At 51.7% G+C, this 22,982-nt stretch carries 17 protein-coding genes; 15 read left to right on the forward strand and 2 right to left on the reverse strand.

Annotation, left to right across the window (positions count from 1 at the left end):
- Nucleotides 1-148: 148 nt before the first annotated feature.
- Complete coding sequence (locus VA597_RS05735; RefSeq protein WP_128741848.1) at nt 149-1,417, forward strand: FAD-dependent oxidoreductase; 1,269 nt, start codon at nt 149-151, stop codon at nt 1,415-1,417.
- Between the two features lie 27 nt (nt 1,418-1,444).
- A complete protein-coding gene (locus tag VA597_RS05740; RefSeq protein ID WP_128741849.1) occupies nt 1,445-2,887 on the forward strand; it encodes an SLC13 family permease in 1,443 nt (480 codons plus the stop codon).
- A gap of 92 nt (nt 2,888-2,979) precedes the next feature.
- On the opposite strand, the gene VA597_RS05745 is transcribed toward VA597_RS05740, so the two are convergent.
- Nucleotides 2,980-4,197, reverse strand: coding sequence for a hypothetical protein (locus tag VA597_RS05745; RefSeq protein WP_128741850.1), 1,218 nt, complete (start codon nt 4,195-4,197; stop codon nt 2,980-2,982).
- Between the two features lie 393 nt (nt 4,198-4,590).
- On the opposite strand from VA597_RS05745, the gene VA597_RS05750 reads away from it, so the two are divergent.
- The 11 genes from VA597_RS05750 (at nt 4,591) to VA597_RS05800 (ending at nt 20,052) form a co-directional block, all read left to right on the forward strand.
- Nucleotides 4,591-5,808: an ROK family protein gene (locus VA597_RS05750; RefSeq protein WP_326975502.1), complete on the forward strand. Its 1,218-nt coding sequence runs from the start codon at nt 4,591-4,593 to the stop codon at nt 5,806-5,808.
- Nucleotides 5,809-5,920: 112 nt separating this feature from the next.
- Nucleotides 5,921-8,374 (forward strand): glycoside hydrolase family 3 N-terminal domain-containing protein, encoded by a 2,454-nt coding sequence (locus VA597_RS05755; RefSeq protein WP_326975503.1) that lies wholly within the window; start codon nt 5,921-5,923, stop codon nt 8,372-8,374.
- Between the two features lie 24 nt (nt 8,375-8,398).
- A complete protein-coding gene (locus VA597_RS05760) occupies nt 8,399-9,814 on the forward strand; it encodes an MFS transporter (RefSeq protein WP_128741853.1) in 1,416 nt (471 codons plus the stop codon).
- Nucleotides 9,815-9,909: 95 nt separating this feature from the next.
- Complete coding sequence (locus VA597_RS05765; protein ID WP_326975504.1) at nt 9,910-11,598, forward strand: sulfatase-like hydrolase/transferase; 1,689 nt, start codon at nt 9,910-9,912, stop codon at nt 11,596-11,598.
- On the forward strand, nt 11,592-12,860 hold the full coding sequence (locus VA597_RS05770; RefSeq protein WP_326975505.1) for a glucose-6-phosphate isomerase: 1,269 nt from the start codon (nt 11,592-11,594) through the stop codon (nt 12,858-12,860). The genes VA597_RS05765 and VA597_RS05770 overlap by 7 nt, the downstream gene beginning before the upstream one ends.
- 449 nt (nt 12,861-13,309) lie before the next feature.
- Entirely contained in the window at nt 13,310-14,821 is a 1,512-nt protein-coding gene (locus VA597_RS05775) for a CoA-acylating methylmalonate-semialdehyde dehydrogenase (protein ID WP_128741856.1), read from the forward strand.
- A 285-nt stretch (nt 14,822-15,106) separates the two neighbouring features.
- Nucleotides 15,107-16,150: a TRAP transporter substrate-binding protein gene (gene dctP / locus VA597_RS05780; protein ID WP_243112628.1), complete on the forward strand. Its 1,044-nt coding sequence runs from the start codon at nt 15,107-15,109 to the stop codon at nt 16,148-16,150.
- 80 nt (nt 16,151-16,230) lie between these two features.
- On the forward strand, nt 16,231-16,728 hold the full coding sequence (locus VA597_RS05785; protein ID WP_128741857.1) for a TRAP transporter small permease: 498 nt from the start codon (nt 16,231-16,233) through the stop codon (nt 16,726-16,728).
- An 87-nt stretch (nt 16,729-16,815) separates the two neighbouring features.
- Entirely contained in the window at nt 16,816-18,096 is a 1,281-nt protein-coding gene (locus tag VA597_RS05790; RefSeq protein ID WP_128741858.1) for a TRAP transporter large permease, read from the forward strand.
- Nucleotides 18,097-18,156: 60 nt separating this feature from the next.
- Complete coding sequence (locus tag VA597_RS05795; protein ID WP_128744233.1) at nt 18,157-19,005, forward strand: SDR family oxidoreductase; 849 nt, start codon at nt 18,157-18,159, stop codon at nt 19,003-19,005.
- Nucleotides 19,006-19,032: 27 nt separating this feature from the next.
- Nucleotides 19,033-20,052, forward strand: coding sequence for a zinc-dependent alcohol dehydrogenase (locus tag VA597_RS05800; RefSeq protein WP_128741859.1), 1,020 nt, complete (start codon nt 19,033-19,035; stop codon nt 20,050-20,052).
- 9 nt (nt 20,053-20,061) lie between these two features.
- Here VA597_RS05800 and VA597_RS05805 read toward each other — a convergent pair whose 3' ends face one another.
- Nucleotides 20,062-20,820, reverse strand: a complete 759-nt coding sequence (locus tag VA597_RS05805) for a DeoR/GlpR family DNA-binding transcription regulator (RefSeq protein ID WP_128741860.1) — start codon at nt 20,818-20,820, stop codon at nt 20,062-20,064.
- 188 nt (nt 20,821-21,008) lie between these two features.
- On the opposite strand from VA597_RS05805, the gene VA597_RS05810 reads away from it, so the two are divergent.
- Both VA597_RS05810 and iolC read left to right on the forward strand, forming a co-directional pair.
- Entirely contained in the window at nt 21,009-21,863 is an 855-nt protein-coding gene (locus VA597_RS05810) for a class II fructose-bisphosphate aldolase (protein ID WP_205703204.1), read from the forward strand.
- 57 nt (nt 21,864-21,920) lie between these two features.
- Nucleotides 21,921-22,937, forward strand: coding sequence for a 5-dehydro-2-deoxygluconokinase (gene iolC, locus VA597_RS05815; RefSeq protein WP_128741861.1), 1,017 nt, complete (start codon nt 21,921-21,923; stop codon nt 22,935-22,937).
- Nucleotides 22,938-22,982: the final 45 nt, after the last annotated feature.

Here is a 22,982-nt window from a genome sequence, read left to right on the forward strand (position 1 = left end):
GGTTTCTTGGCTAAACTGATAATCATAGGCGGCCTTGAAGCCCGCGAGCAAAAAATCAGGGGCGCCTCCCGGAGGAATACGCCAGGAAATGGGAAAAACACGGCGGATGCCGTGCCAGTCATCAAATCATAATCCTAGGAGGGATTAAGTGGAAATCAAAAATACATTTGACGTGATTGTGGTAGGCGGCGGGACCGCAGGAACCCTCAGCGCCATCGCGGCGGCCCGGGAGGGGCTGAGCGTGGCGGTGGTTGAAAAGGGCACCTGCTTGGGCGGAATGGCAACGAGTTCGGGCCTTACAGAAATGAATGCAGCCGGTTTCCATGGCGCGCCGCTCTATCGGGGGATTGAGCGGGAAATCTTCGAACGGATGATCCGGAGCGGATATGCGGCATACTATTTCGCCGTCCCCATGTCGTCCAATAAGGACGTGAAGGTCGACCGCCTGCGCTATAATCCCGAAATGCTCAAACTGCTTTTGGAGCAAATGGCAGTGGAAGCCGGTATCACCCTGTTTTATGAAACAGAACTGACCGGCGCGCGGGAGAAACAGGAAACATGTACTATCGCCGCCAGGGGCGCTTATCAAACCCTGGAACTAACGAGCCGCTATCTGATCGATGCAAGCGGAAATGCTGCGCTGATCCGTGCCCTGGGGGGTGAAACGGTGGCGGTCCGGGCGGAGAACAGAATGATAGCCACACTGATGTTTCGTATTTCAAACGTGGACCTGGAGGCGGTGGATGCCTTTGTACACAGCGATCGGCTGGATGAGACTATCCGGCGGGGCCGTGAAGAAGGAATTCTGAAGGGCAGCATCCTGGCGTTCACTCCTATCCCGGGAACGAAGGATGTGAGCTTGAATGTCACGCGGACCAAATTCGACTACGAGGACACGGCAGACTCCACACGGGGTATCATTGAAGCCCGCGCTCAGATCGAACCCATTTTTCACTTCGTCCAGCAAAAGGTTTCCGGCATGCAACAAGCGTACATTTCCGGTATTGCCTCCAGTGTGGGGGTGCGGGATGCCCGCAAAATCTGCGGCGTATACACTTTGTCCATCCGGGATCTGGAGCAGATGACCCGTTTTGACGACCGGGTGGCCTGCGGCTGCTATCCCATGGACATCCACGATCCGGCGACCAATTCGGTCGTATGGAAAATGCTGCCGGGCGTGTATTACATCCCCTACCGCTGTTTGCTGCCCAGGGGACTTCACCGGACTATCGTTGCGGGCAGGTGCCTCAGCGCGGACACCAAGGCGTTTGGGGCGATACGCGTAATGCCTATCATGATGAATGTGGGCGAGTCAGCCGGCTACGCGGCGGCTCTGGCCATACGGGAGGGCAAAAACCTGGATGAGCTCGCTGTGGATGCTCTCAGGGACTGCCTGAAAGAAGAATACGGCGAATAAGGCAATCAATAGGGAAGAGGAGTTGCAATGAAAAAGAATCAAAGCAAACTGATCATGATGATCCTGTCTTTGGCGTTTATCCTGCTGTTTCAATTTGTTCCGGCACCGGCCGGCCTGACTTCCACCAGCATGCAGGTAATCGGTATTTTTATCGGTATCATGTTGATGTGGAACTTTATTGGCATTGACTGGCCCAGTTTTCTATGTATGGCGATTCTGGCGGCGTTTCAGATTATGAAACCTGCCGAAATTTTCAAAAGCGGATTTGGCAACGCCACCATTGCATTCCTGATGGTATTCTTCATGATGAGCTACACGCTGTCTCAGGTAGGACTCTCCCGCCGGCTGGCCGTGTGGTTTTTCACCAATAAACTGGCGCAGAAGAGCCCGTGGATGTTTGTGACCATGTTCCTTTTCGGCGCGATGGTTATGGCTTCTTTCATGTCTCAAACAGCTGCTCTGTTGATTTTCCTCCCGATTGCAGAACAGATTTTTAAAGAGCTTGAGTATGAAAAGGGCGACCGTTTCCCCCAGATGTTGGTACTGGGCCTGGGGATTTCCGTGGGTATTGGCTCCGCCAATACCCCTTTGGGCCACGCCATCATCCTGATTCCCATCCAGCTGTTGCAGGAACAAACCGGTTTGAGTGTAAACATCATTGCCTACAGCGCCTTCGGCATAGCAACCGGCCTTCTGATTTTTACGGCACTGATTTTGGTTTACCGCTTTCTGTACCATCCCGATCTGAACAAGCTGGCCAACTATGATGCAACCAAGCTGCGCAATGATTTGCCGCCCATGAGCAAGCAGGAAAAAATAGCGGCCGGCCTGTTTGCCGGCGTTATCGCCGTCTGGATCCTGCAGGGCTTCCTGAAGAACATTATACCTGCGGCGGGGGGCTACCTGGCTGGTTTGGGCAACGCAGTGCCCGTCATGATCGCAATCATCATCATGTGTGTGATAGAAGTGGATGGCAAGCCCATTATGAACTATAAGGACGCCGCTACCCACGGTGTGCCTTGGAGCGCCCTGATCTTCAACTCCGCCGTGCTGGTCCTTAGCGGTGCATTGGTCCTGGACAATGTGGGCATCTCCAAATTCCTGATTAAAAATGTGACTCCTCTGGTTTCCGGCATGAACCAAACCGTATTCATCCTGGCCATTGCTACCCTGTGTATCGTCATGACCAACTTTGCCTCCAATACTGTATGCGCCACTGTTTTCTACACCATTTCCGCCCCAATTGCTCTCGCTATGGGCAACATCAACATGGTTGCTCTGGCCTCCTTAATTGGCGCAGCGGCTTCTTATGCATTCGCTACTCCGCCCTCGACCATGCCGATGGCCGTTGTGGCCAGCAGCGGCTGGGTGGATATGAAAGTCATGTTCAAGTACGGCGGTCTGATAGCCCTGATCAGCATTGCGATGCTGGCCTTTGTAGGTTACCCCATTGCCGCTGCCGTCCTGTAAACTGGTCTGCTTACAGGCCGGAGTTCAGCCGGTGGGGCCTTCGCACAGGCCGGTCGTGCTGCCACAGCCTGTCGGGTTTCTCCCTGTGCCGGCTAGCTTTCGAAGTAGACGGAACATACCTTTTGGGGCGGAAAACCGTCTACCGAGACATAAATGCCGCTTCTCACAGCCGGAGAAATCCTGCCCTGCATGGGATCCGCCCCCCAGCCGCCAACGGTGAAATAAAAGTCATCGCCCGACCGTCCGGTGCCGGCCACTTTAACACGATTTCCTGCGCCCGCCGTGAGATCTACTGTTTTTGCACCCGGCGCGGTGATTTTAAAAGTGTAGGAACAGCCCGCCAACAGGTTGAAATCCTGATTCGTATCCGAAATGAAATAGCCCCGCTGGCAAACGGAGGCGGTACATATTTTCTGTGCGGGCTCTCCCGCAACCGACATGTATAGCCCTGTAACGGAGCCCGGGTTCCCCAACGCCGCTATTTTGTAATAGTAATCGTTGCCGGAACGCTTCGTCAGCAGTGTGCTGAAAACGCCGGAAGTACCTGCGGTGAACCGAACAGGCGCGCCGGTCAGTGATGTGATCCTGAACTGATAGCTGGAACCCTGGAGGATCGCCAAGTCGCGGGTCGTGTCTGACCGGAGGAGCGGGTCGGGCAGCCTTGGTCCTACGGTCACCGTGCAGATTTTCTTCCTGCCCTGCCCGGTCAGATAAGCGTAAATCCCTGCGCTTTGGCCCGCTTCCCCTGTGGCGGCGATACGGAAATAGTAGTCGTCGCCATCGGTGACTTTTGCAATTCTCTGAGTGCTGACAACATTGGGAGAGTCCGTTTCAAACATCAGCGTATTACTCGACGGATTATACGGGGACGTGATTTTAAACTGGTATGTAAGACCTTTCGCCAGAGTGAAATCGCCTGTGGTGTCAGACTGTACTTTGACTTTTGCGCTGTTGGGGTCCTCGGCTACGGTGAGGATACAGAACTCTTGCGCAGGTTTCCCCGGAACTAACAGATAAAGCCCCGTAGTGGAGCCGGGATCCCCGATCGCGCTGAGGCTGTAAGTATGCTTGCTTCCCGTCCAGCTGCTTAGGCAGGAACTGACAACATTGGAAGTCCCCGCCACGAAGGTGGCGTCCCCGGTAATTGTAAACTCAAGGCCTTTGCCCGGATAGACGGCGATATTACCCGATAAGTCGACCGATACATCCCCGCCGGTGGAAATCGAATCTGCAAGAGCCGATTTTCCACCGATGAGGAAGAAAGCGAAAAAAATTAGAAAAAGTCCGGCAAGACAAATCGTTTTTTTCATTCGAAATACCCCTCTGTTACATGGAAATTCTTAGTATCAATGATAGAGAATTTTTGGGTCTTCATTTGTAAAAAAAAGAATATATTCGATTCCAATATATTCCATCGCTCCTACAGGCCGAAGCCGAAAAGGAATATTTTCAGCCGCTGTTACCCGTTTTCCTAATGTAAAGATGATAGCGCCTTTGCTGTACCGATGCGGAAAGACCAGGCGACGGCTTCCGGGGCGGCAACACTCTGTTTGGAAACTGATAACATAATTTTGATTTGAAATGTATATAAAATAATATCCTATATATTATTAAATTTGTGAGTAGACTAAAATTTGAAAACGTGTTATTCTTTATTAAAACTTAAAACTTTTAATTAATTGAGAGAGAAAGTTGAAAACTCTATGGAAGAAAAAGGGTATGGCCTGCTGGAAATCAAAAGGCTGAACCGGGTCCGCATTAAAAAAGTGATCTACAAATACGCTCCGATCACCAGAATCCAGATCGCGGAGGCTTTGGGATTGACGTTGCCGACCATTACAACAAATGTCGCTTCCATGCTTTCGGATGGCTTGCTGAAAGAAGCCCCCCTGTCGGATGAAACGCCGGTCAATCCCCAGAGCGGGCGTAAGCCGTCTGTGCTGAGCTTCAAAGCGGATGCGGCCTATGCGGTGGGTGCAGAACTTGGACCATATTGTACCACGGTCTGCGCAACAGACCTTCTTGGCAAGATTGTCTTTCAGAGAGAATATCCAATTGCTCCCCAGGAATATGACAGGATGCTTCCCGAATTGGCGGGAGAAATCAGAGACATTGCCTCACATTTGCCGCAACACAAATTGTTGGGGGCCGGTGTCGGGCTTCCCGGTTTTATTGAAAGCGAAAAGGGCGTCATTCGGAGCAACTCCAGACAATCCTGGAACGGGAAAAACCTTATGGAAGATTTGAGAAGGGAATTAGGACTGGGAGTCACGATAGACAATAATGTGCGTATGAGGGCGATTGGGGAAGAACTGCTTGTGAGAAAATTGCGCCCTGACATTTTTGCCTATTACTATATATCGAAGGGAATTGCTTGCCCTTTGATGATTCAGGAGAATGTAATTGCCGGTTATACGGCGGGCGCCGGAGAAATAGGACATACGCTTGCGCAGCCAGACGGACCGATCTGCCCAACCTGCGGCCATGCCGGGTGCCTGGATGCGGTGGCGAGCGAAACTGCGATTTTAAATTTTTGCAGAGAAGCCTGCAAAGAGGGGAAGGCTCCTGTTTTAAGGAGCTTGCTTTCCGAAGAAAAGGCAGATGCCCTAGATATAAAAACAGTTTTGCGCGCACAACAGATGGGGGATCTTTCTGTCTGTGAAATTGTGGAACACGCCGTGGAATATCTTGGAATCTCACTGGCGAACCTGATCAATTTAATTAGCCCGGGATTAGTGGTGGTGGATGGGTATCTGATGAAACAGGAGTGCAACCGAAAGAAGCTTCGGGATGTAATCGCCAAGCATTTGTACGGGCTGAATGAGAAGGAAGTCGGCATTGAGTTTCTTTCTTTCGACCTGTACCGCGGCGCGAAGGGCAGTGCGGCGAAGGTACTGCGGAAATTTTTATTGGAGGAGTAATATACGTTTTTCTGTTTGTACCCTATGGAAAGGAAATAGCACGCAATTAATTAAAAGCTTTAATTAATTGGCCGCTTTCCTTCTGTAAATAAAATATTTAGGGGGTTATCAGATGGAGATTTACAAAGACAGCTTGCAGCCGGTGGAAAAACGCGTGGAAGATTTGCTTTCCCGTATGACGCTGGAAGAAAAAGCGGCGCAGCTGTGCGGGGATTTGCCGGGTTCCTTTATTGCTAACGGCGTGGTGGACCGCGCAAGGCTGAGGGAAAAGTTTCCGGACGGATTGGGCCGCTTCACCCAGTATTCTCTGGTTGGGCTGATTGACCCGGCGATGATTGCCCGCGCAACCAACGATATTCAGCACTTTTTTATGGAGGAGACCCGCCTGGGGATTCCGGTCGCGCTGCAGTCGGAAAACCTCTGCGGATATCCGGCTAAAGGCGGAACGATTTTTCCGGCGATGCTCAATGTCGCCTCCACATGGATGCCGGACCTTGCGGAGAAGATGAGCGCCGTGATTGGGAAAGAATCGCACGCGGTTGGAATCAACTCAGCAATGAGCCCCGTTGTGGATGTTTCAAGAGACCCCAGGTGGGGCAGAACTTATGAGACGTTCGGGGAAGACCCCTATCTGATCAGCCAGATGGGAATTCATTATGTGCGCGGAATGCAGAATACCGGAGTCAGCTGCATTGCCAAACATTTCCTCGGTTACGCAGAGACGCAGGCCGGGTTGAACACCGCGGTGACCCGGATAAATCCCCGTGAGCTGTACGAGGTTTTTGCGACCCCCTTTGAGGCTGTTGCCAAGGAGGCCGGTGTGGGCGGAATGATGGCGTCTTATTCTGAAATTGACGGGCTTTGTGTCGGAGCCAACAGGGAAATCGCTCATAAGCTGCTCCGCGACACCATGGGCTTTCAGGGGATGCTGACTTCGGACGGAGGGGCGATCTGGAAGATGTTTGACTGCTTCCATCTTTCCGCCACCTATCAGGAAGCCGGGCTCCTTGCGAAAAGGGCGGGGCTTGACACCGAGATTCCTGTAGGGGAGGCGTTCCGCAGCTTGCCGGACTATGTGCGGGATGGGCAGCTGGAGGAATCTTTGCTGGATGAATCCGTGCGGCGGATCCTGACGATCAAGTTCAACTGCGGCCTGTTTGAACATCCTTATGTAGAGGAAGAGAAAGCCGCCGTTTCCATGACGGCACCGGAAAAGCAAAACATAAGCGAAATAATTGCCGAAAAGTCAATGATTCTGCTAAAGAACGAAACTAGAACTTTGCCGCTGAAAAAGGGTGCAAGACTGGCGGTGATTGGACCGCATGCCGACAGCCTGCGCTATCCGGTTAGCGGATATACATACCCGGCTTATGTCGAGATGATTGAAAACAGTAAAAACACCGAGCGGGCAGAGCAGATCTCTTTTAACGGGATCATGGACGAAAGGAAAAAATCCAAACTGGAAAACAAAGAAAAAGCCGCAGGCCCGTTCGATGCCGTTTTCGCGATGTTCGACAGCAAAGACGTCGCTCGGATAAGCGATATGAATGCCGTTCTCCGTGAAGAGGGAAGTCGTTCCCTTCGGGAGGTTTTGAACAGCCGCTTTGAAGTCCGCTACGCACAGGGCTGCGGGATCATCGATCTTTCTAAGGACGGGTTCCCGGAAGCGGTCGAAGCTGCCCGTCAGAGCGACGTTGTCATCATGGCGCTCGGCGGAAACTGCGGATGGGTCAATGTGACCGGCGGGGAAGGAAAGGACCGTTGTCACCTTGACCTCCCGGGCGTCCAGGAGGAATTACTGGAGACGGTCACTGCCGTCGGCAAACCTGTCGTATTGGTTCTGTATGGGCCCGGGTGCTTCTCGGTCGGATGGGCGCAGAAACATGTGCAGGCCATTGTGCAGGCATGGCTTCCCGGCCCTTATGGAGCGAGAGCGGTTGCCGATGTTCTGGACGGTACGGCCAATCCGGGAGGGAAATTGCCCGTTACCATACCGCGAAGCGTGGGACAGGTGCCCGTATATTACAACCACAGGACGGGCAGCGGCTATGCCGACACCGGTGACGAACAGTTTTGTTCAGATATTTTTTCCGGGGGCTATGTTGATGAAGACAATACTCCCCTTTATCCCTTCGGTTACGGCCTCAGTTATACCGATTTTCATCTGTCGGATTTTTCTGTGGAAGAAAAGCAGATGCCAACGGATGGGGAAATTCATATCAGCTGCAGCGTCTCCAATACGGGCGGGTGCCCAGGGGACGAGGTTGTACAGCTCTATACTCATTTTAACGGTGCGCATATTGTCCGTCCAAATAAACAGCTTGCCGGTTTTGTGAGGGTTTCCCTGAAAGAAGGTGAGAGAAAAACGGTAAGGTTCACGCTCGATACCGCGCAGCTTGGTTATTACAACGAGGACATGGCTTTTGTCGTGGAGCCGGGCGTACTGGACCTTATGGTTGGCACGAATGCGCATGATCTGCCGCTCAGGGGGCAGGTCGCACTGACGGGAAAACCCGCTGACGTTTTGGGAAGGCGCAGCTACACCTGCAAGGTCACAGTCCAATAAACGACATTTGGAGGAGAGTGTAAAATGGATTCTAGCTCAAAGGCTGAAATGATGGAAGCACCCGAAAAAAATATTTGGGAGTACAGTGTCGGGAACCTTGCCAATAACCTTATTTTTCTTTTCGTCGGCACCTATGTAATGTATTTTTACACCAACATCCTGGGGGTCTCCGCGCTCGTGGCGGGCACTATTTTTATGGTGGCCCGTTTAATTGACGCCGTCACCGATCCGCTGATGGGCATGATCGTTGACCGGACCAATACAAAAAGATTTGGAAAATACCGTGGATTTATCATTTTTGGCTCGCCTTTTCTCGGCATAATCTTTGTGCTGATGTTTACGACACCCAACCTCAGCGTCACAGGTAAAGTGATTTACGCTTACATCTGCTACATCATGTACAGCTTGGCATGGACGGTCGTGCAGATCCCGCAGCTTGCGCTGCCGATTATTCTTTCTAATGATGTTGCGAAACGCACGAGAATTCAGGCGATTTTCCAGGCGTTCGGCTCTATCGGCAACCTTGTCATCACTTCTTTTGTCCTTCCGCTTCTCGACCTATTCGGAGGTCAGGACAATTCGCGGTCATGGTTCGTCGTGAGTATCATTATCGCCGTGATTTCTACCGTTCTGTTCATTGTTTCCGCTCAGTCCGCGAAGAGGCTGGACGTTTACAGGCCGTATGTGGCGGTTCAAAAAGAGAAAGAGAAGAAGCACACGCTAAAAGAAACATTTTCCGTCATCACCCAAAACCGCGCCCTGATCTGCGTGCTGATTGCCTATGGCACCGATATGTTTGCCTATCAGATTTCCACGGCCCTCCGTATGTATTTTTTCAAGTACAACATGGGCGGACGGACAGATCTGATCAACTGGCTCGGCTATGTCGGGCTTGTCGTTTCCTTTGTTCTGGTTCCGGTCATCAAACCGATGGTAGCCAAAGCCGGCAAACGGAAGCTGATTATCGGAGTTGAGTCCCTTGCGATTCTTTTTACGCTTCCTCTGCTGTTCGGAAGCCCGAATGTCGCCGCAGTCATGTTTACTTATATCGCCATTACCATTACGTTCAATTTCAATAACCTGGTGAGCCGTTCCGCCGTCCTCGATTCAGCCAACTATGCTCAGTTAAAGACAGGCCGCGACGGTTCCGCGCTTGTCAATTCCACCTTTACTTTTGTCAACAAATGCTGTCAGGCGTTCAGCATGTTTTTTGCCGGTGCGATCCTGAGTTCCACCGGATACAATGCCAAGCTGACGCAGCAGGGAAGCGGGACACTGCAGGCGATTCTGTATTTGACGACGCTCCTCCCTATTGCGGGTTACATCTGTTCTCTGATTGCCATGAAATACTACCCCATGGACCGGGCGGGAGAATTGAAAATGGAACAGGAAATCAAGGCACTGCGTTTAAAGGAGAAGGAGGTTGAAACGTCCGAATAATTGATTGGTATTTCCATTCCCAAGGTCTGCCGAGTGCAAATTCGTTTGTGCATTCGGCAGTACGGGATTTTTTTCAATGAAGGGGGACTGTATGTATGGATCGGCGACCGGACATCATTATATTCAATCCGGACCAAATGAGGGCCGACGCCCTTGGACATTTGGGAAATCCCGCGGCGATTACTCCGAATCTGGATCGATTCGCTCAAAGGGACGCGGTTTCTTTTCGCAATGCCTTTTGCCAGAATCCGGTCTGTGTTCCAAGCCGCTGCAGTTTTGCGACCGGCCTTTACCCGCATGTGAGGGGCCACAGGACTATGCAGTATCTGCTCCGGGAAGGAGAGCCATCGCTTTTCAGCGAACTGAAGGACGCCGGCTATTATGTCTGGATGAATGCCAGAAACGATCTGGTCGCCGGTCAGATTCCGGGACTTTTGGAACAACACGCAAGTGAAATTTTTTACGGCGGAGACGCGCCCGCGGCTCCGGGACCGGAACAGCCAGACCCGCGAGGAAAACCGGGTGACAAAAATTATTACTCGTTCTACCGAGGCAAATTAAAAAAGGATCGGGACGGCAGAAATTATTCTTCGGATGACGAGGCGGTCGACGGTGCGGCAAAACGAATTCTGTCCTTCCATTCGGACCGCCCCCTCTGCCTGTTTCTCGGCCTGATGGCACCGCATCCGCCCTATGCGGTAGAAGACCCCTATTTTTCGGCAGTCGACAGGACAAAGCTCCCGCCAAGAGCGCGGGTGCTGCCAGAGGCGGGCAAACCGCCAATGGAAGAGCGGCTGCGCGAGTACATGGCCTTAGGTCGCTATACGGAACGGGACTGGACGGAACTTCGGGCCTGTTACCTTGGCATGTGCATAAAAGTCGACGAACAGTTTCAGAAAATCTGCGATGCCTTAAAAGCTGCGGGCCGCTATGATAATGCCGCGATCTTTTTCTTCAGTGACCATGGAGATTACACGGGTGATTTCGATCTGCCGGAAAAAGCGCAGAATACGTTTGAAAACTGTCTGACCAACGTACCGCTTCTGATTAAGCCGCCAAAGGGAGTACCCGTCGACCCAGGCGTCACAGAGAGCGTAGCGGAACTGGTGGACTTTTACGCCACGGCGATGGATTTCGCACAGGTGAGTTCCTCTCACGATTCTTTCGGAAAAAGCCTGCGGACGATTTTGGCGGACAGAAGCATTCAAATAAAGCAATATGCCTTCTGCGAGGGTGGGCGCATGCCGTACGAGCGGCAGTGCGACGAGTACCATGCCTATGGCGGCGATCCGTCGGACAGAACACGTGAATACTGGCCCAGGCAGCAGGCCCAGCTTGACTCTGATGCTCACGAAAAGGGAACAATGATCTGCGACGGGCATTATAAATACGTTCTGAGAACCGGCGGCAGGGATGAATTTTACAATTTGAAGGAAGACCCGAAAGAAGAGAGAAATCAGATCGACCGGCTGGAATACAGACCAATTGCGGAGAAAATGCGTTCGGCAATGCTGCTGTGGTATCAGAGCACCTGTGATCTTGTTCCAAGAAATTATGACAAAAGATTCAGCGATGAAATGATATGGCATCGCGTCAAGAATATCTGCCCTCCGCAGCATGAGCAAGCGGTTAAGGAAAAAATTAAGGAAGGCGCCGTTTTATGGAGGTCATTGCCTTCTGCCGGTCACTCGGCGGCAGATAGACGCCGGCCCTGCTTTCCTGTCATTTATGTTTGTGTGTTTACAGTGATCCCCGATCTTCATTACAGGAGGAAATCATGTTAAGATTCAATTTTGAAAACGCAGTTGATTTTATTGGAAAAGCGAAGGTGGATTCCTATATAGAAAGCAATAAAAATTTGCTTCAGCAACTGTTCAAAGAAAAAGAAGAAGATCCGGAACGGGTATTTGGCTGGTTTGATGTTGAAAAGTGGACCGCGCCGGACCTTGTAAACCAGATAAAACGCAAAGCCGGGGAGATTCAAGAAAAAGCGGACGCGTTTGTGCTTGTAGGTGTTGGAGGCTCCAACAACGGGGCGCGTGCGGTGGTCGAGGCCCTTGCAAAAAACTCCAAAGTGGAAGTGGTCTATGCTGGGAACAACCTTTCCAGCATTCGCGTTCACGAGCTTTTGGAAAAGCTTAAAGGGAAATCCGTTTATATTGATGTGATCGCCAAAAATTTTGAAACGCTGGAGCCGGGTCTCTCTTTCCGAATCCTTCGCAGGTTTCTACGGGAGCAGCACGGAGAAAATTTTTCAGAAAGAATTGTTGCGACCGGAACGCAGGGCAGCAGCCTGAACCGTCTTGCAGATGAAAACGGATGTCTGTTTTTGCCGTTCCCCGCAGACATCGGAGGGCGGTATTCCGTGCTGTCACCGGTCGGTCTGCTTCCTGTCGCCGCTGCAGGGATCGATATTGACCAGATGATCCTTGGCGCTAGGGAAATGGAACTGGAGATCAAGAAGGCTCCCTTTCACAACAACCCTGCCGTGACTTATGCGGCAGTGCGCAGCTGTCTGGAAAAACAGGGCTTTGCGATGGAGTTTCTGTCCTTCTTTGAACCGGATCTGGAATGCTTTGCAAAGTGGTGGGTTCAGCTTTTCGCGGAAAGCGAGGGAAAAGATCACGAAGGTCTGTATCCGGTCGCGTGTTCTTTTTCGGAAGACCTTCATTCCGTCGGGCAATATATTCAGAATGGGAAAAGGGACCTTTCGGAGCTTTTCCTTCAGGTTGAAGCAGTAGAGCAGGATTATGTGGTAAAGCCGGATGATAGATTCAAAGACGGTTTTGATTATCTCGACGGAAAAACAGTCAAAGAAATCAACGATATTGCTTTCCGTGCCACAGTGAAAGCTCACATCGATGGAGGAATCCCGTGCAGTGTGATTACACTGCCCAAGCTGACGCCTTATTATTTTGGACAGCTGTTTTATTTCTTCCAGTTTGCCTGCTATCTCTCAGGAACGTTCATCGGCATAAATCCTTTCGATCAGCCGGGTGTGGAAGCCTATAAAAACGAAATGTTCTATAATTTGAAAAGCAGGTGAGTCCGGCGGGAAATACACAAAAGTATAAATAGAGGGCTCTGTTTTGCTTTCGCAAAAGAGAAAGGGTACTCCTGTGCCGGCGGCGGGAGTACCCTCTTTTTAATAGTTTGACTACACGCTTTGTGTTGAGCCCGGGTATAGCAATAGCAGTGATCTTATGCAACCGTTTAAGCCCGGCTGGTATGATGGCCCCAACGGGGCCGTTATTCATACCTCGCGCACTGCACATCAGCTGTTTGACGATAAGAAAATGTTTAAGAGCAATCAAAAATCGCACATGTAGGCAATATTATGAACATATTAAGGCGATGTTTAAAAAATATTTAAAAATTATGCCTATAATTTCTGATACGAATCTAAAAAAAGCAATAAATATATATAATTGAATCTGAAATTAATCAATAGTTTATCAAAATTAATTCATATATTCATCATGGGAGGAAATCATTATGTCCGAAGCAAAAACTCTGCAGTGCTTTATTAACGGGGAATTCATCGAATCAAAAACGGACGTTTACAGCGATGCTTATGATCCGAGTACCGGAGAAGTGATCGCAAAGGTCCCGCGCTGCACAAAGGAAGAAGTGGAGCGGGCCATCGCAAGCGCGAAAGCGGCTTTTCCCGCGTGGTCCTCGACTCCGGTTCCAAAACGCGTTCAGATTCTGTACCGCATGCGGGAGCTGATCGTAGAACATATGGATGAACTTACCTATCTTGTCGCGAAAGAAAACGGTAAGAATTGGAAAGAAGCGGAAGGGGACGTTCTAAAAGCTAAGGAAGGAACGGAGCAAGCTCTGTCGGCTCCGTCGCTCATGATGGGAGACAGCCTGATGAATGCCTCCAGCGGGTATGACACGGTGAATTACCGCATCCCGCTCGGCGTTTGCGCCGGTATTATTCCCTGGAATTTTCCCTCCATGATCCCCATGGGATGGATGACGCCAATTTGCATTGCCTGCGGCAATACGATGGTTTTAAAAGCGGCCACCTTTACCCCGCAATCCGCGCTTCGCTTTGCCGAATTATATAAAGAAGCCGGCCTGCCCGACGGAGTCATCAACGTGGTGACCTGCTCGCGCAATGAATCCGAAATCCTTTTGAGACATCCGGACATTAAAGCCGTTACGTTTGTCGGTTCCACCGAAGTCGGGCTGCATATTTACTCCACCGCGGCGGCAAACGGGAAACGCGTGCAGGCCCTGTGCGAAGCGAAAAACCATGCCTTGGTTTTAGGCGACGCACCCATTCAGAGGACGGCTGCCGGAATTATCAACGCATCCTTCGGCTGCGCGGGAGAGCGCTGCATGGCGCTGCCTGTCGTCGCTGTACAGGAAAACGTCGCGGATGCTCTGATTGCCGAGGTTGTCAGGCAGGCAAAAGGCATTAAGGTCGGGCCGGCCTATGAGAAAGCGACGAAGCTCGGACCCGTTGTCAACGAAGGCCACCGCAAATTTATTCTGGACTGGATCCAAAAGGGCATCGACGAAGGCGCCGAGCTGGTTTTGGACGGGCGCAATGTCAAAGTAGAGGGCTATGAGAACGGTTTTTACCTTGGGCCTACTATTTTCGACCGCGTTGAGCCGGGTATGACGATCGGCGACCACGAGGTTTTCGGCCCCGTTCTCTGCTTCAAACGCGTCCGGGACTTTGAAGAGGGACTGGCCGTTATGAACGCGAACCCATTTGCAAACGGCTCCGTTATTTTCACCCAGAGCGGGCATTACGCGCGTGAGTTTGCAGCCCGCACGGACGGCGGAATGGTCGGCGTCAACGTCGGGATTCCCGTCCCCGTCGGATATTTCACTTTCTCCGGACACAAACAGTCCTTCTTTGGTGACCTGCACGTGCTGGGCAAGGACGGTTTTCGCTTCTATACGGATACCAAAACGGTCACGACCCGCTGGTTTGACGAGGAGGAAGGAAAATCGACGAACGTTTCCACCTGGGACGGCACCATTTAATTGCTCCGATCATTCCTCATAGAAGGGCAGCGGCGAAACATTTCTGATCTCCTTATTCTCCTTTTTGCAGCGTGCAATTACATAGTCAAAACGCTGCCCTTTTATTTCGCTGTTTATTTCTATTCTCCGCTTTTCTTATATCCGCGGGAACCTATTTGGGAACTTTAACTTGAATTCCTCAGGAATTCTGCTTCTGTGGCAGACGAATCCGCAGAGAAACGATCTTTGTTCCGAACCGTCAAAGAGGGCCCCATAAGTATTAGAAATAAAAGGAGTGTATTGAAAATGAAGATGAAAAGGTTTTTGGCAGCAATCCTGACCGCCGCAATCTGCATTGCCCTGACGGCGTGCGGAGGAAGCGGTACCGCCTCTCCCACAGCCGGCTCAGCATCGGGCACATCCTCCTCCGCAGGCGGCAAGACGCGGGAACTGACCCTCTCCTGCCACGTTACCGAGGACGACAGCAACATGGTCCTGTTTAAAAAATTTGCAGAACTGGTGAATCAGAAAACCAACAACGAGATCAAGATCACCATTTACCCGAACGGGCAGCTCTATGGACAGAAGGATGCCCTGGAAGCGCTGAAGCTCGGCACGCTCGACCTGGCGATGTCCGACACTTCCCTGTGGGCGAATTATGACGCCTCCTGCGGCCTGCTGGACCTTCCTTACGTTTTTGACACCAGGAAGCAGGCGATCGACGTCAGTTCCTCCGACATTATTCAGCCGCTGAAAGACCGGCTGGTAAAGGCTTCCGGCATCCGTCCCATTACCATAGAATGCCTGAACTTCCGTAACTGCCTGGTCAAAAAAATGAACGTCAATTCCATCGACGGTTTTAAAAATCTGAAGATGAGGACTCCCGAAGCCCCGACGATCATCAAATTCTTTGAGCTGATCGGCGCAAATCCCAGCGTCATTTCTTCCGGAGAAGCCTACACGGCAGTGCAGACCGGCGTCGCCGACGGGTTGGAGGGCCACGCGGAATACATGGTCCTTCAAAAGTTCTATGAGGTTGCGAAAAACTATGTGCAGACGGAGCATGTGATGACCTTCACCGCGCTGAACATGAGCGAAAAAGTCTATGAATCGCTGACCGATTCCCAGAAAACGGCTTTCGAAGAAGCCAGCAAGGAAGCGCTTACTTACTTTTACAAGTACACGGACAAGCTTTTTGACGAGAAATACGCCGAGCTGGAGAAGGACGGAGTGAAAATCACGAAAGTGGACAAAGCGCCCTTCAAAGCGGCGGTGAAGCCCTACGTCGACGATTTCGTCAAGCAGAACAATTGGGAGGATCTTTACAACACGATTCAGAAAACCGCCTGAGAGCGGCATGTTTCCGCCGGTCCGTACTTTTTCCGGGCCGGCCCGGCGGAACAATTTCTGTAAAGGGGAGAGAGCCATAGATGAACACTAGATTTTTCAACGGCATCCGCAAAACGGTGGACGCGTTTGTGACCGTTTTGTTTATTGTGCTGGTTATCATTGTTTTCATTCAGGTATTGTTCCGGTACGTTTTTCAAAATGCTTTGCCCTGGGCGGACGAAGCTTCCCGCTACTGCTTTATCTGGCTGATCTATGTCGGCGGCAGCATTACGGTTCGGAAGGGTATGAATATCACCTTCGACATCCTGCTGGATTCCCTTCCGGAAAAAATATGGAAAATCACTTTTTCGGTCGTGAACCTGTGCTGCATAGCCTTTCTGGCGGTGGTAATTTACCTTGGAATCATTCTGTGCCAGACAAACTTGGTCCAGTCTTCTTCCATTCTGCATTTGAACATGGGCCTGGTGATGCTCGCGATTCCTCTCGGTTCCGTCCTGATGCTGATTGAGCAGGTCTTTTACTGCATCAATAAATTGAAAGAAGGAAAAAACCCGGCTGTTTCCGAGACGGATGAGTAAAGTGAGATTGAAAATTAAACGATCGGGCGGCGCGGTCCAAGGGCCGCGGTTTCTGTTCCGCCCATACCGTGATGGAGAGGAAAAACTATGCTTGCGATTGCATTCATTATCTTTTTCATATTGCTCGTTTTAGGCGTGCCGATCGCCTTTTCGATGGGATTGGGCTCGGTTATTGCCATTTTTAATACCGGCACGATCAATCCCGTTCTGGTCGGCCACAAACTGTTTTCCGGCGTGGATTCCTTCAGCATGATGGCGATTCCGTTTTTCATGCTGTCGGGGGAGCTGATGGAAAGCGGAGGAATCTCCAAAAGAATCGTGGATTTCGCACAGTCCCTGGTTGGCCATATCACAGGCGGCCTCGGCTTGGTGGATGTTCTGACCAGCACGATCTTTGCCGGCATCTCCGGTTCCGCGGCCGCCGATACGGCGGCGGTCGGCAGCATGATGATCGGACCGATGAAAAAAAGGGGTTACCCGGCCGGCCTGGCTGCGGTCATTCAGGCGTCGGCGGGTTCTCTGGGACCGATCATCCCGCCGAGCCTCACCATGATCATTTACTGTTCCCTGACGAACACCTCGATCGGTGAAGTGTTCATGGCCGGTGTGATCCCCGGCATTCTGATCGGGCTGAGCCTGATGTTCATCACCTATCTGTACGCCAAGAAATACAGGATCCGCTCAGAAAGAAGGGCGTCCTTTAAAGAGATCCTGCATGCGTTAAAAAAGGCTTCCCTCGCGCTGATCATGCCGCTTATTATCATCGGCGGCATTGTGGGCGGCGTATTTACGGCGACGGAAGCGGGAGCGGTCGCCTGCGTGTACGCGTTCATTGTAGGCTGGCTTGTCTACAAGGGCTTCAAGCTGAAAGATATCCCCAGAATCGTCCTGAACGCGGCGTCGATGACCGGCATGTCCCTGCTGATCGTGGCGGCGGCCTCCATCTTCAGCTGGCTGGTCGCTTACGCGAAACTTCCGCAAATGGTCATCTCCTTCCTGACCTCCATTACAAGGAATCCACAGATGATCATGATTCTGCTGGTTCTGTTCCTTCTGTTTGTCGGCATGTTCATCGAGACGCTGTCCGCCACGATTATCGTCGCCCCGATTCTGTTTCCGGTCATCGCCCAGTACGGGATCAACCCGATCCAGTTTGCGCTGGTCATGATCGTCGTTCTGGTTTACGCGGGCGTGACCCCTCCGGTCGGCGGTGTCCTGTTCATCACGATGGGCATTTCCAAATGCAAGCTGAAGGATACCCTTCCCTATCTGCTTCCGTATCTGGGAGCGGTGCTGGCGGTTGTCCTGCTGTGCATCTTCATTCCCCAGATCTCGACCGCGCTGCCTGGACTGATTTTCTCAAAATAGCAACGCCGGGCCCAAATTTTCAACAGCTCAACATTTCATTTTAAAGGAAGCTGATTCATGATGAAACAAAATCCCTTTTCCCTTGATCTGGAGGGAAAAACCGCTGTCGTGACGGGCGCGGGCGGCGTTTTATGCGGCGAGTTTTCCCGGGTCATCGCGGCCACGCACGCAAAAGTCGCGCTTCTGGATATTAATCTCGACGCCGCCAGAAAAACCGCAGATGAAATCCGCAGGGACGGCGGCCGGGCAGTCGCCGTGCAGTGCGACGTGCTGGACAAAGCCTCCATTCATTCGGCGCATGAAACCGTGCTGAAGGAGTTCGGAAAATGCAGCATCCTTCTGAACGGCGCGGGCGGAAACAATCCCCGTGCGACGACGACAAGCGAATACTTTGAAAAAAATCTGCCGGAAAGCGACCTGACTTTTTTTGACCTGACGCCGGAAGGTTTCCAGTTCGTCTTTAATCTTAATTTTATGGGGACGCTCCTGCCGACTCAGGAATTCGCCAGGGATATGCTTGACGGCGGGGACAATACCATCGTCAACATTTCCTCCATGAACGCATTCCGCCCGCTTACTAAAATTCCCGCCTACAGCGGTGCGAAGGCGGGGATCAGCAACTTCACGCAGTGGCTGGCGGTCCATTTTTCCAGAATGGGGATTCGTGTCAACGCGCTGGCCCCCGGTTTCTTTGCGACCGGCCAGACGCATGTTCTGTTTTACAACCCGGACGGGACGCCGACTGCAAGATACCAGAAAATACTGGCCCATACCCCGATGGGACGGCTGGGCACTCCGGAAGATCTGGACGGAACGCTTTTATGGCTGTTGAATTCCAAGGCGTCCGGATTCGTCACAGGGGTTGTGGTTCCCATCGACGGGGGGTTCGCCGCTTACAGCGGAGTCTAAGTAACTGTGAAAAGAGTGACATAAAATATGAAAGCAATCCAGATTCGGGAGCCGCACAAAATCGGCGTCATACAGATGGAAGCTCCGGAGCTGAGACCGGGACAGGCAATCATCCGGGTAAGGTCCATGGGGATCTGCGGCTCCGATGTGGCAGCTTACCGCGGAACAAGCCCCAACGTGACTTATCCGCTGATCATCGGGCATGAAACCGCCGGGACCGTATACCGGATCGCGGAGGACAATCCGCAGGGGTTCAAAGCGGGCGACAGGGTCGTTCTGGATCCTTATATGTTCTGCGGCCATTGCTACCCCTGCTCCAAGGGCAGGACAAACTGCTGTGAAACCCTGAAATGCCTTGGAGTCCAGACCGACGGTTCCATGTGCGAATATTTTTCCCATCCGGTCAGCCAGCTCTGCCGGATTCCGGAAGGCATGACCTGGGAGCACGCCGCGATTGCGGAGCCGCTTACCATCGCTCTGCACGCCATCCATACCGTCGAGCTTCAGGCGGGCGAACATTTCGCCATTATCGGTTCCGGCCCGATCGGTTTGCTCGCGGCAATGGCCTGCAGGGAATACGGCGGGATCCCCGTCGTGCTGGATGTCGACGACGGGCGTTTGGAAACCGCAAAGAACTGCGGGGTGGAGCGCGTCGTCAACGTTGCCAGCCAGAACGCGGCCGCAGAGCTGAAAAAGATCACGGGAGGAAGAATGGCCGAGTGCGTCATGGAAGCCTCCGGCTCCATCCCGGCCGTCGCCGCTTCCCTGACCTACGCGGCGCGAACGGGCAGAATCGCTTTGACCGGATGGCCCAAAGGGAAAGTGGAGCTGGACACGGCCACGATTACCCGAAACGAGCTGCAGATCAGAGGCTCCCGCACCAGCGTCGGAGAATTCCCGGAAGCGATCAGGCTGATCCACTCAGGGAAAGTCGACGTCCGCAAGGTTTTAAGCAAGGTCGTCCCGTTCGATGAAATTCCCCAGGCAGTCCGCGATCTTGACGAACATCCCGGAGAATTTATAAAGGTCGTCGGCGTCATGGATTGATTCACGGAGTTAATCCGGACAGATTAATTTCACTTCAAGCCTCTGAAAAAGGGTTCTGAATTTTTCGGAAGGCTGTTTGTTGGTGACAACCGCAGTGAAATCGCCGGCTTGAGCATAGGTCATTAGGGAAACCGCATCGAACTTACTGTCGTCAATCAGCAGAAATCTCATCGAGCTTTTCTTCATAGCCATCTTTTTGATGCCGCACTCCAGTTCCGATGAGTTTGTGACACCGGCTTCCAAGGAAATCCCTGCGGTTGCCATAAAAGCTTTTGAGATATTGTAGGTACTTAGAATATCCGCCGCCTCGGAGCCGACCAGCGAGAGAGTCTTTCGGTTCAGAACCCCTGGCAGTATGATCAGGTTGATGTTTTCATTCGGGATCGAGCGGATTGCAATGTCCAGGTTGTGAGTGATGATCGTAACATTTTTGCGGTCCGTCAGATAGTCCACGATGCGTGATGTTGTGGTGCCCGAATCAATAAAAACGATATCTCCGTTGCAGATCTGCTTGGAGGCCAGCCGGGCGATGCAGTCCTTTTCCTCCGGGTTCACGACGTGGCGCTCCGTAAACGAAATCAGGCTGCGTTTTTTGCTGGCGGATACCCCTCCATACACCTTTTTAATGGTACCGCGCCGCAGGACTTCATCTATATCTCTACGAATTGTGCTTTTTGATACATTAAAATGTTCGCAAAGTTCCTCAATGGAGACCACGGTTTTCCCCATGACATACGCTTCTACGGCTTCTATTCTGGATGCTTTCATGTTCAATCTCCCTTAACTGAATCTTGTTGACTTCATTATAAAGGGAACGCTGACAATATACAATACTTTATCAAAATCAAATCAAATATTAATCAAGACCATTTTAAAAGCATTCTAATCTCCTTCCAAGCGTATCATTTTCTGTAATTCCATTGAGAATTTTGGCAAGAACCGAGGAGGTATTTTGTTTGGCTATTGTAAATATGAGGACCCTGCTGACCGACGCGAAACGCGGCCGTTATGGACTCGGCTGCTTTAACGTGGCAAATTTGGAAATGATTCTGGGAACCGTTCGGGCCGCCGAGGCGCTCCATTCCCCAATGATGATGCAGATTGCGGAATCACGGCTCGTCCATTCTCCTCTCGAGGTGATCGGTCCGCCGATGGTGGAGGCCGCGCACAAGGCGGAAGTGCCTGTGGCCGTCCACTTTGACCATGGCAAGACGGAAAGCGTCATACATAGAGCTCTTGACTACGGTTTTACTTCCGTGATGTTTGACGGCTCCAGCCTGCCGTTTGAAGAAAATGTTAAGAAAACACTGCAGGTTAAAAAACTGGCCGAACAATACGGCGCCGCGGTCGAAGCGGAAATCGGCAGCGTAGGGGGAAGCGAAGGCGGGACCGGATCCTCCGGCATCGTGTACAGTGACCCGGAGACGGCCAAACGCTTCTACGAGGAGACCGGCGTGGACGCTTTGGCAATCGCCATCGGGAACGCGCATGGTTTTTATGTTGGAAAGCCAAATCTGAGGTTCGATATTCTGGAGAGGATCCATAACGCGACTCCCGTCCCGCTTGTCCTTCACGGCGGATCGGGGCTGACCGATGAAGATTACCGTGCCTGCATCAGCAAGGGAATGGTCAAGCTCAACATCGCGACCGCAACGTTTCAGAAGGTCTATGAAGCCGTGAAACACGGCATACTAAGCGAAGAAATCGCCAGTTATTACGACCTGCATGAAAGTGAAATTCAGGGTGCTTACGAAAACGTGAAAAGACACATCGAGGTATTCGGAAGCGGGGGAAAGGCTCCAATCGCTTAACCGGCCAAAATGCGTGCACATAAAAATCTTATCAACCACAAAACGAGGAGGATTCTGATGTCATACATTAATTTTGACGCCGACAGGCCGCTGGATCTGATCGCACTCGGCAGAATTGCCGTTGATTTCAACCCTGTTGACATGAACCGGCCGCTTTCGGAAAGCCTGACTTTTAAAAAATATCTGGGCGGATCCCCCGCAAATATTTCCGTCGGCCTGGCGCGTCTGAAAAAGAAAGTCGGTTTTCTGGGGCGAATCTCCGATGACCAGATGGGCGATTTTGTAGAAGGAATTTTTAAGAACGAAGGCATTGATACTTCCCATGTGGTCCGCTGCACCAACGGGGAAAAAATAGGCCTTACTTTTACGGAAATCCTCAGCCCGATGCAAAGCAGCCTTCTCATGTACCGGGATCATGTGGCGGACCTGCAGCTCAATGTCGATGATATTGATGAGGGCTATATTGCTTCCGCCAAGGCGCTTCTGATTTCAGGAACCTCACTTTGCGAAAGCCCTTCCAGGGAGGCTGCCTTGAAAGCGGTTGGGCTGGCAAAGAAAACAAATACAAAAATTATATTCGATATCGATTATAGGCCTTATAACTGGAAAAACAAGGATGAAATCGCCATTTATTATTCGTGCGTGGCGGAAAAAAGCGATATCGTCATCGGTTCCCAGGAGGAATTCGAGCTGACGGAAAAGATCATGGGCGTTTGTGAAAACGATGAGGCCCGGGCAGAGTGCTGGCTCGGCTTCAATAATAAGATTGTGATTATCAAGCACGGCAAACAGGGTTCGACTGCTTACACCATTGACGGGCAAAGCTATTCCGTAAAGCCCTTTCCCGTGCAGGCCATGAAAGGATTCGGCGGCGGGGACGGATATGCCTCCTCGTTCCTGTTCGGTCTTTTTAACGGCTGGGAAATGATTGACTGCCTTGAGTTTGGCAGCGCGTCCGCGTCCATGCTTGTGTCCAAGCACAGCTGCGCGGCGTCCATGCCCACGGAGGAAGAAGTGCGCCGGTTCATTACCGACGAGAAAAAACAATATGGGGAGATGGTGGTCAGGGACTGACAGAGCAGCGGCAATTCAATTCTCACAATTTTACACCCCGAGGCG

Source organism: Caproicibacter sp. BJN0012 (assembly GCF_035986805.1).
Lineage (GTDB): Bacteria > Bacillota > Clostridia > Oscillospirales > Acutalibacteraceae > Caproicibacter.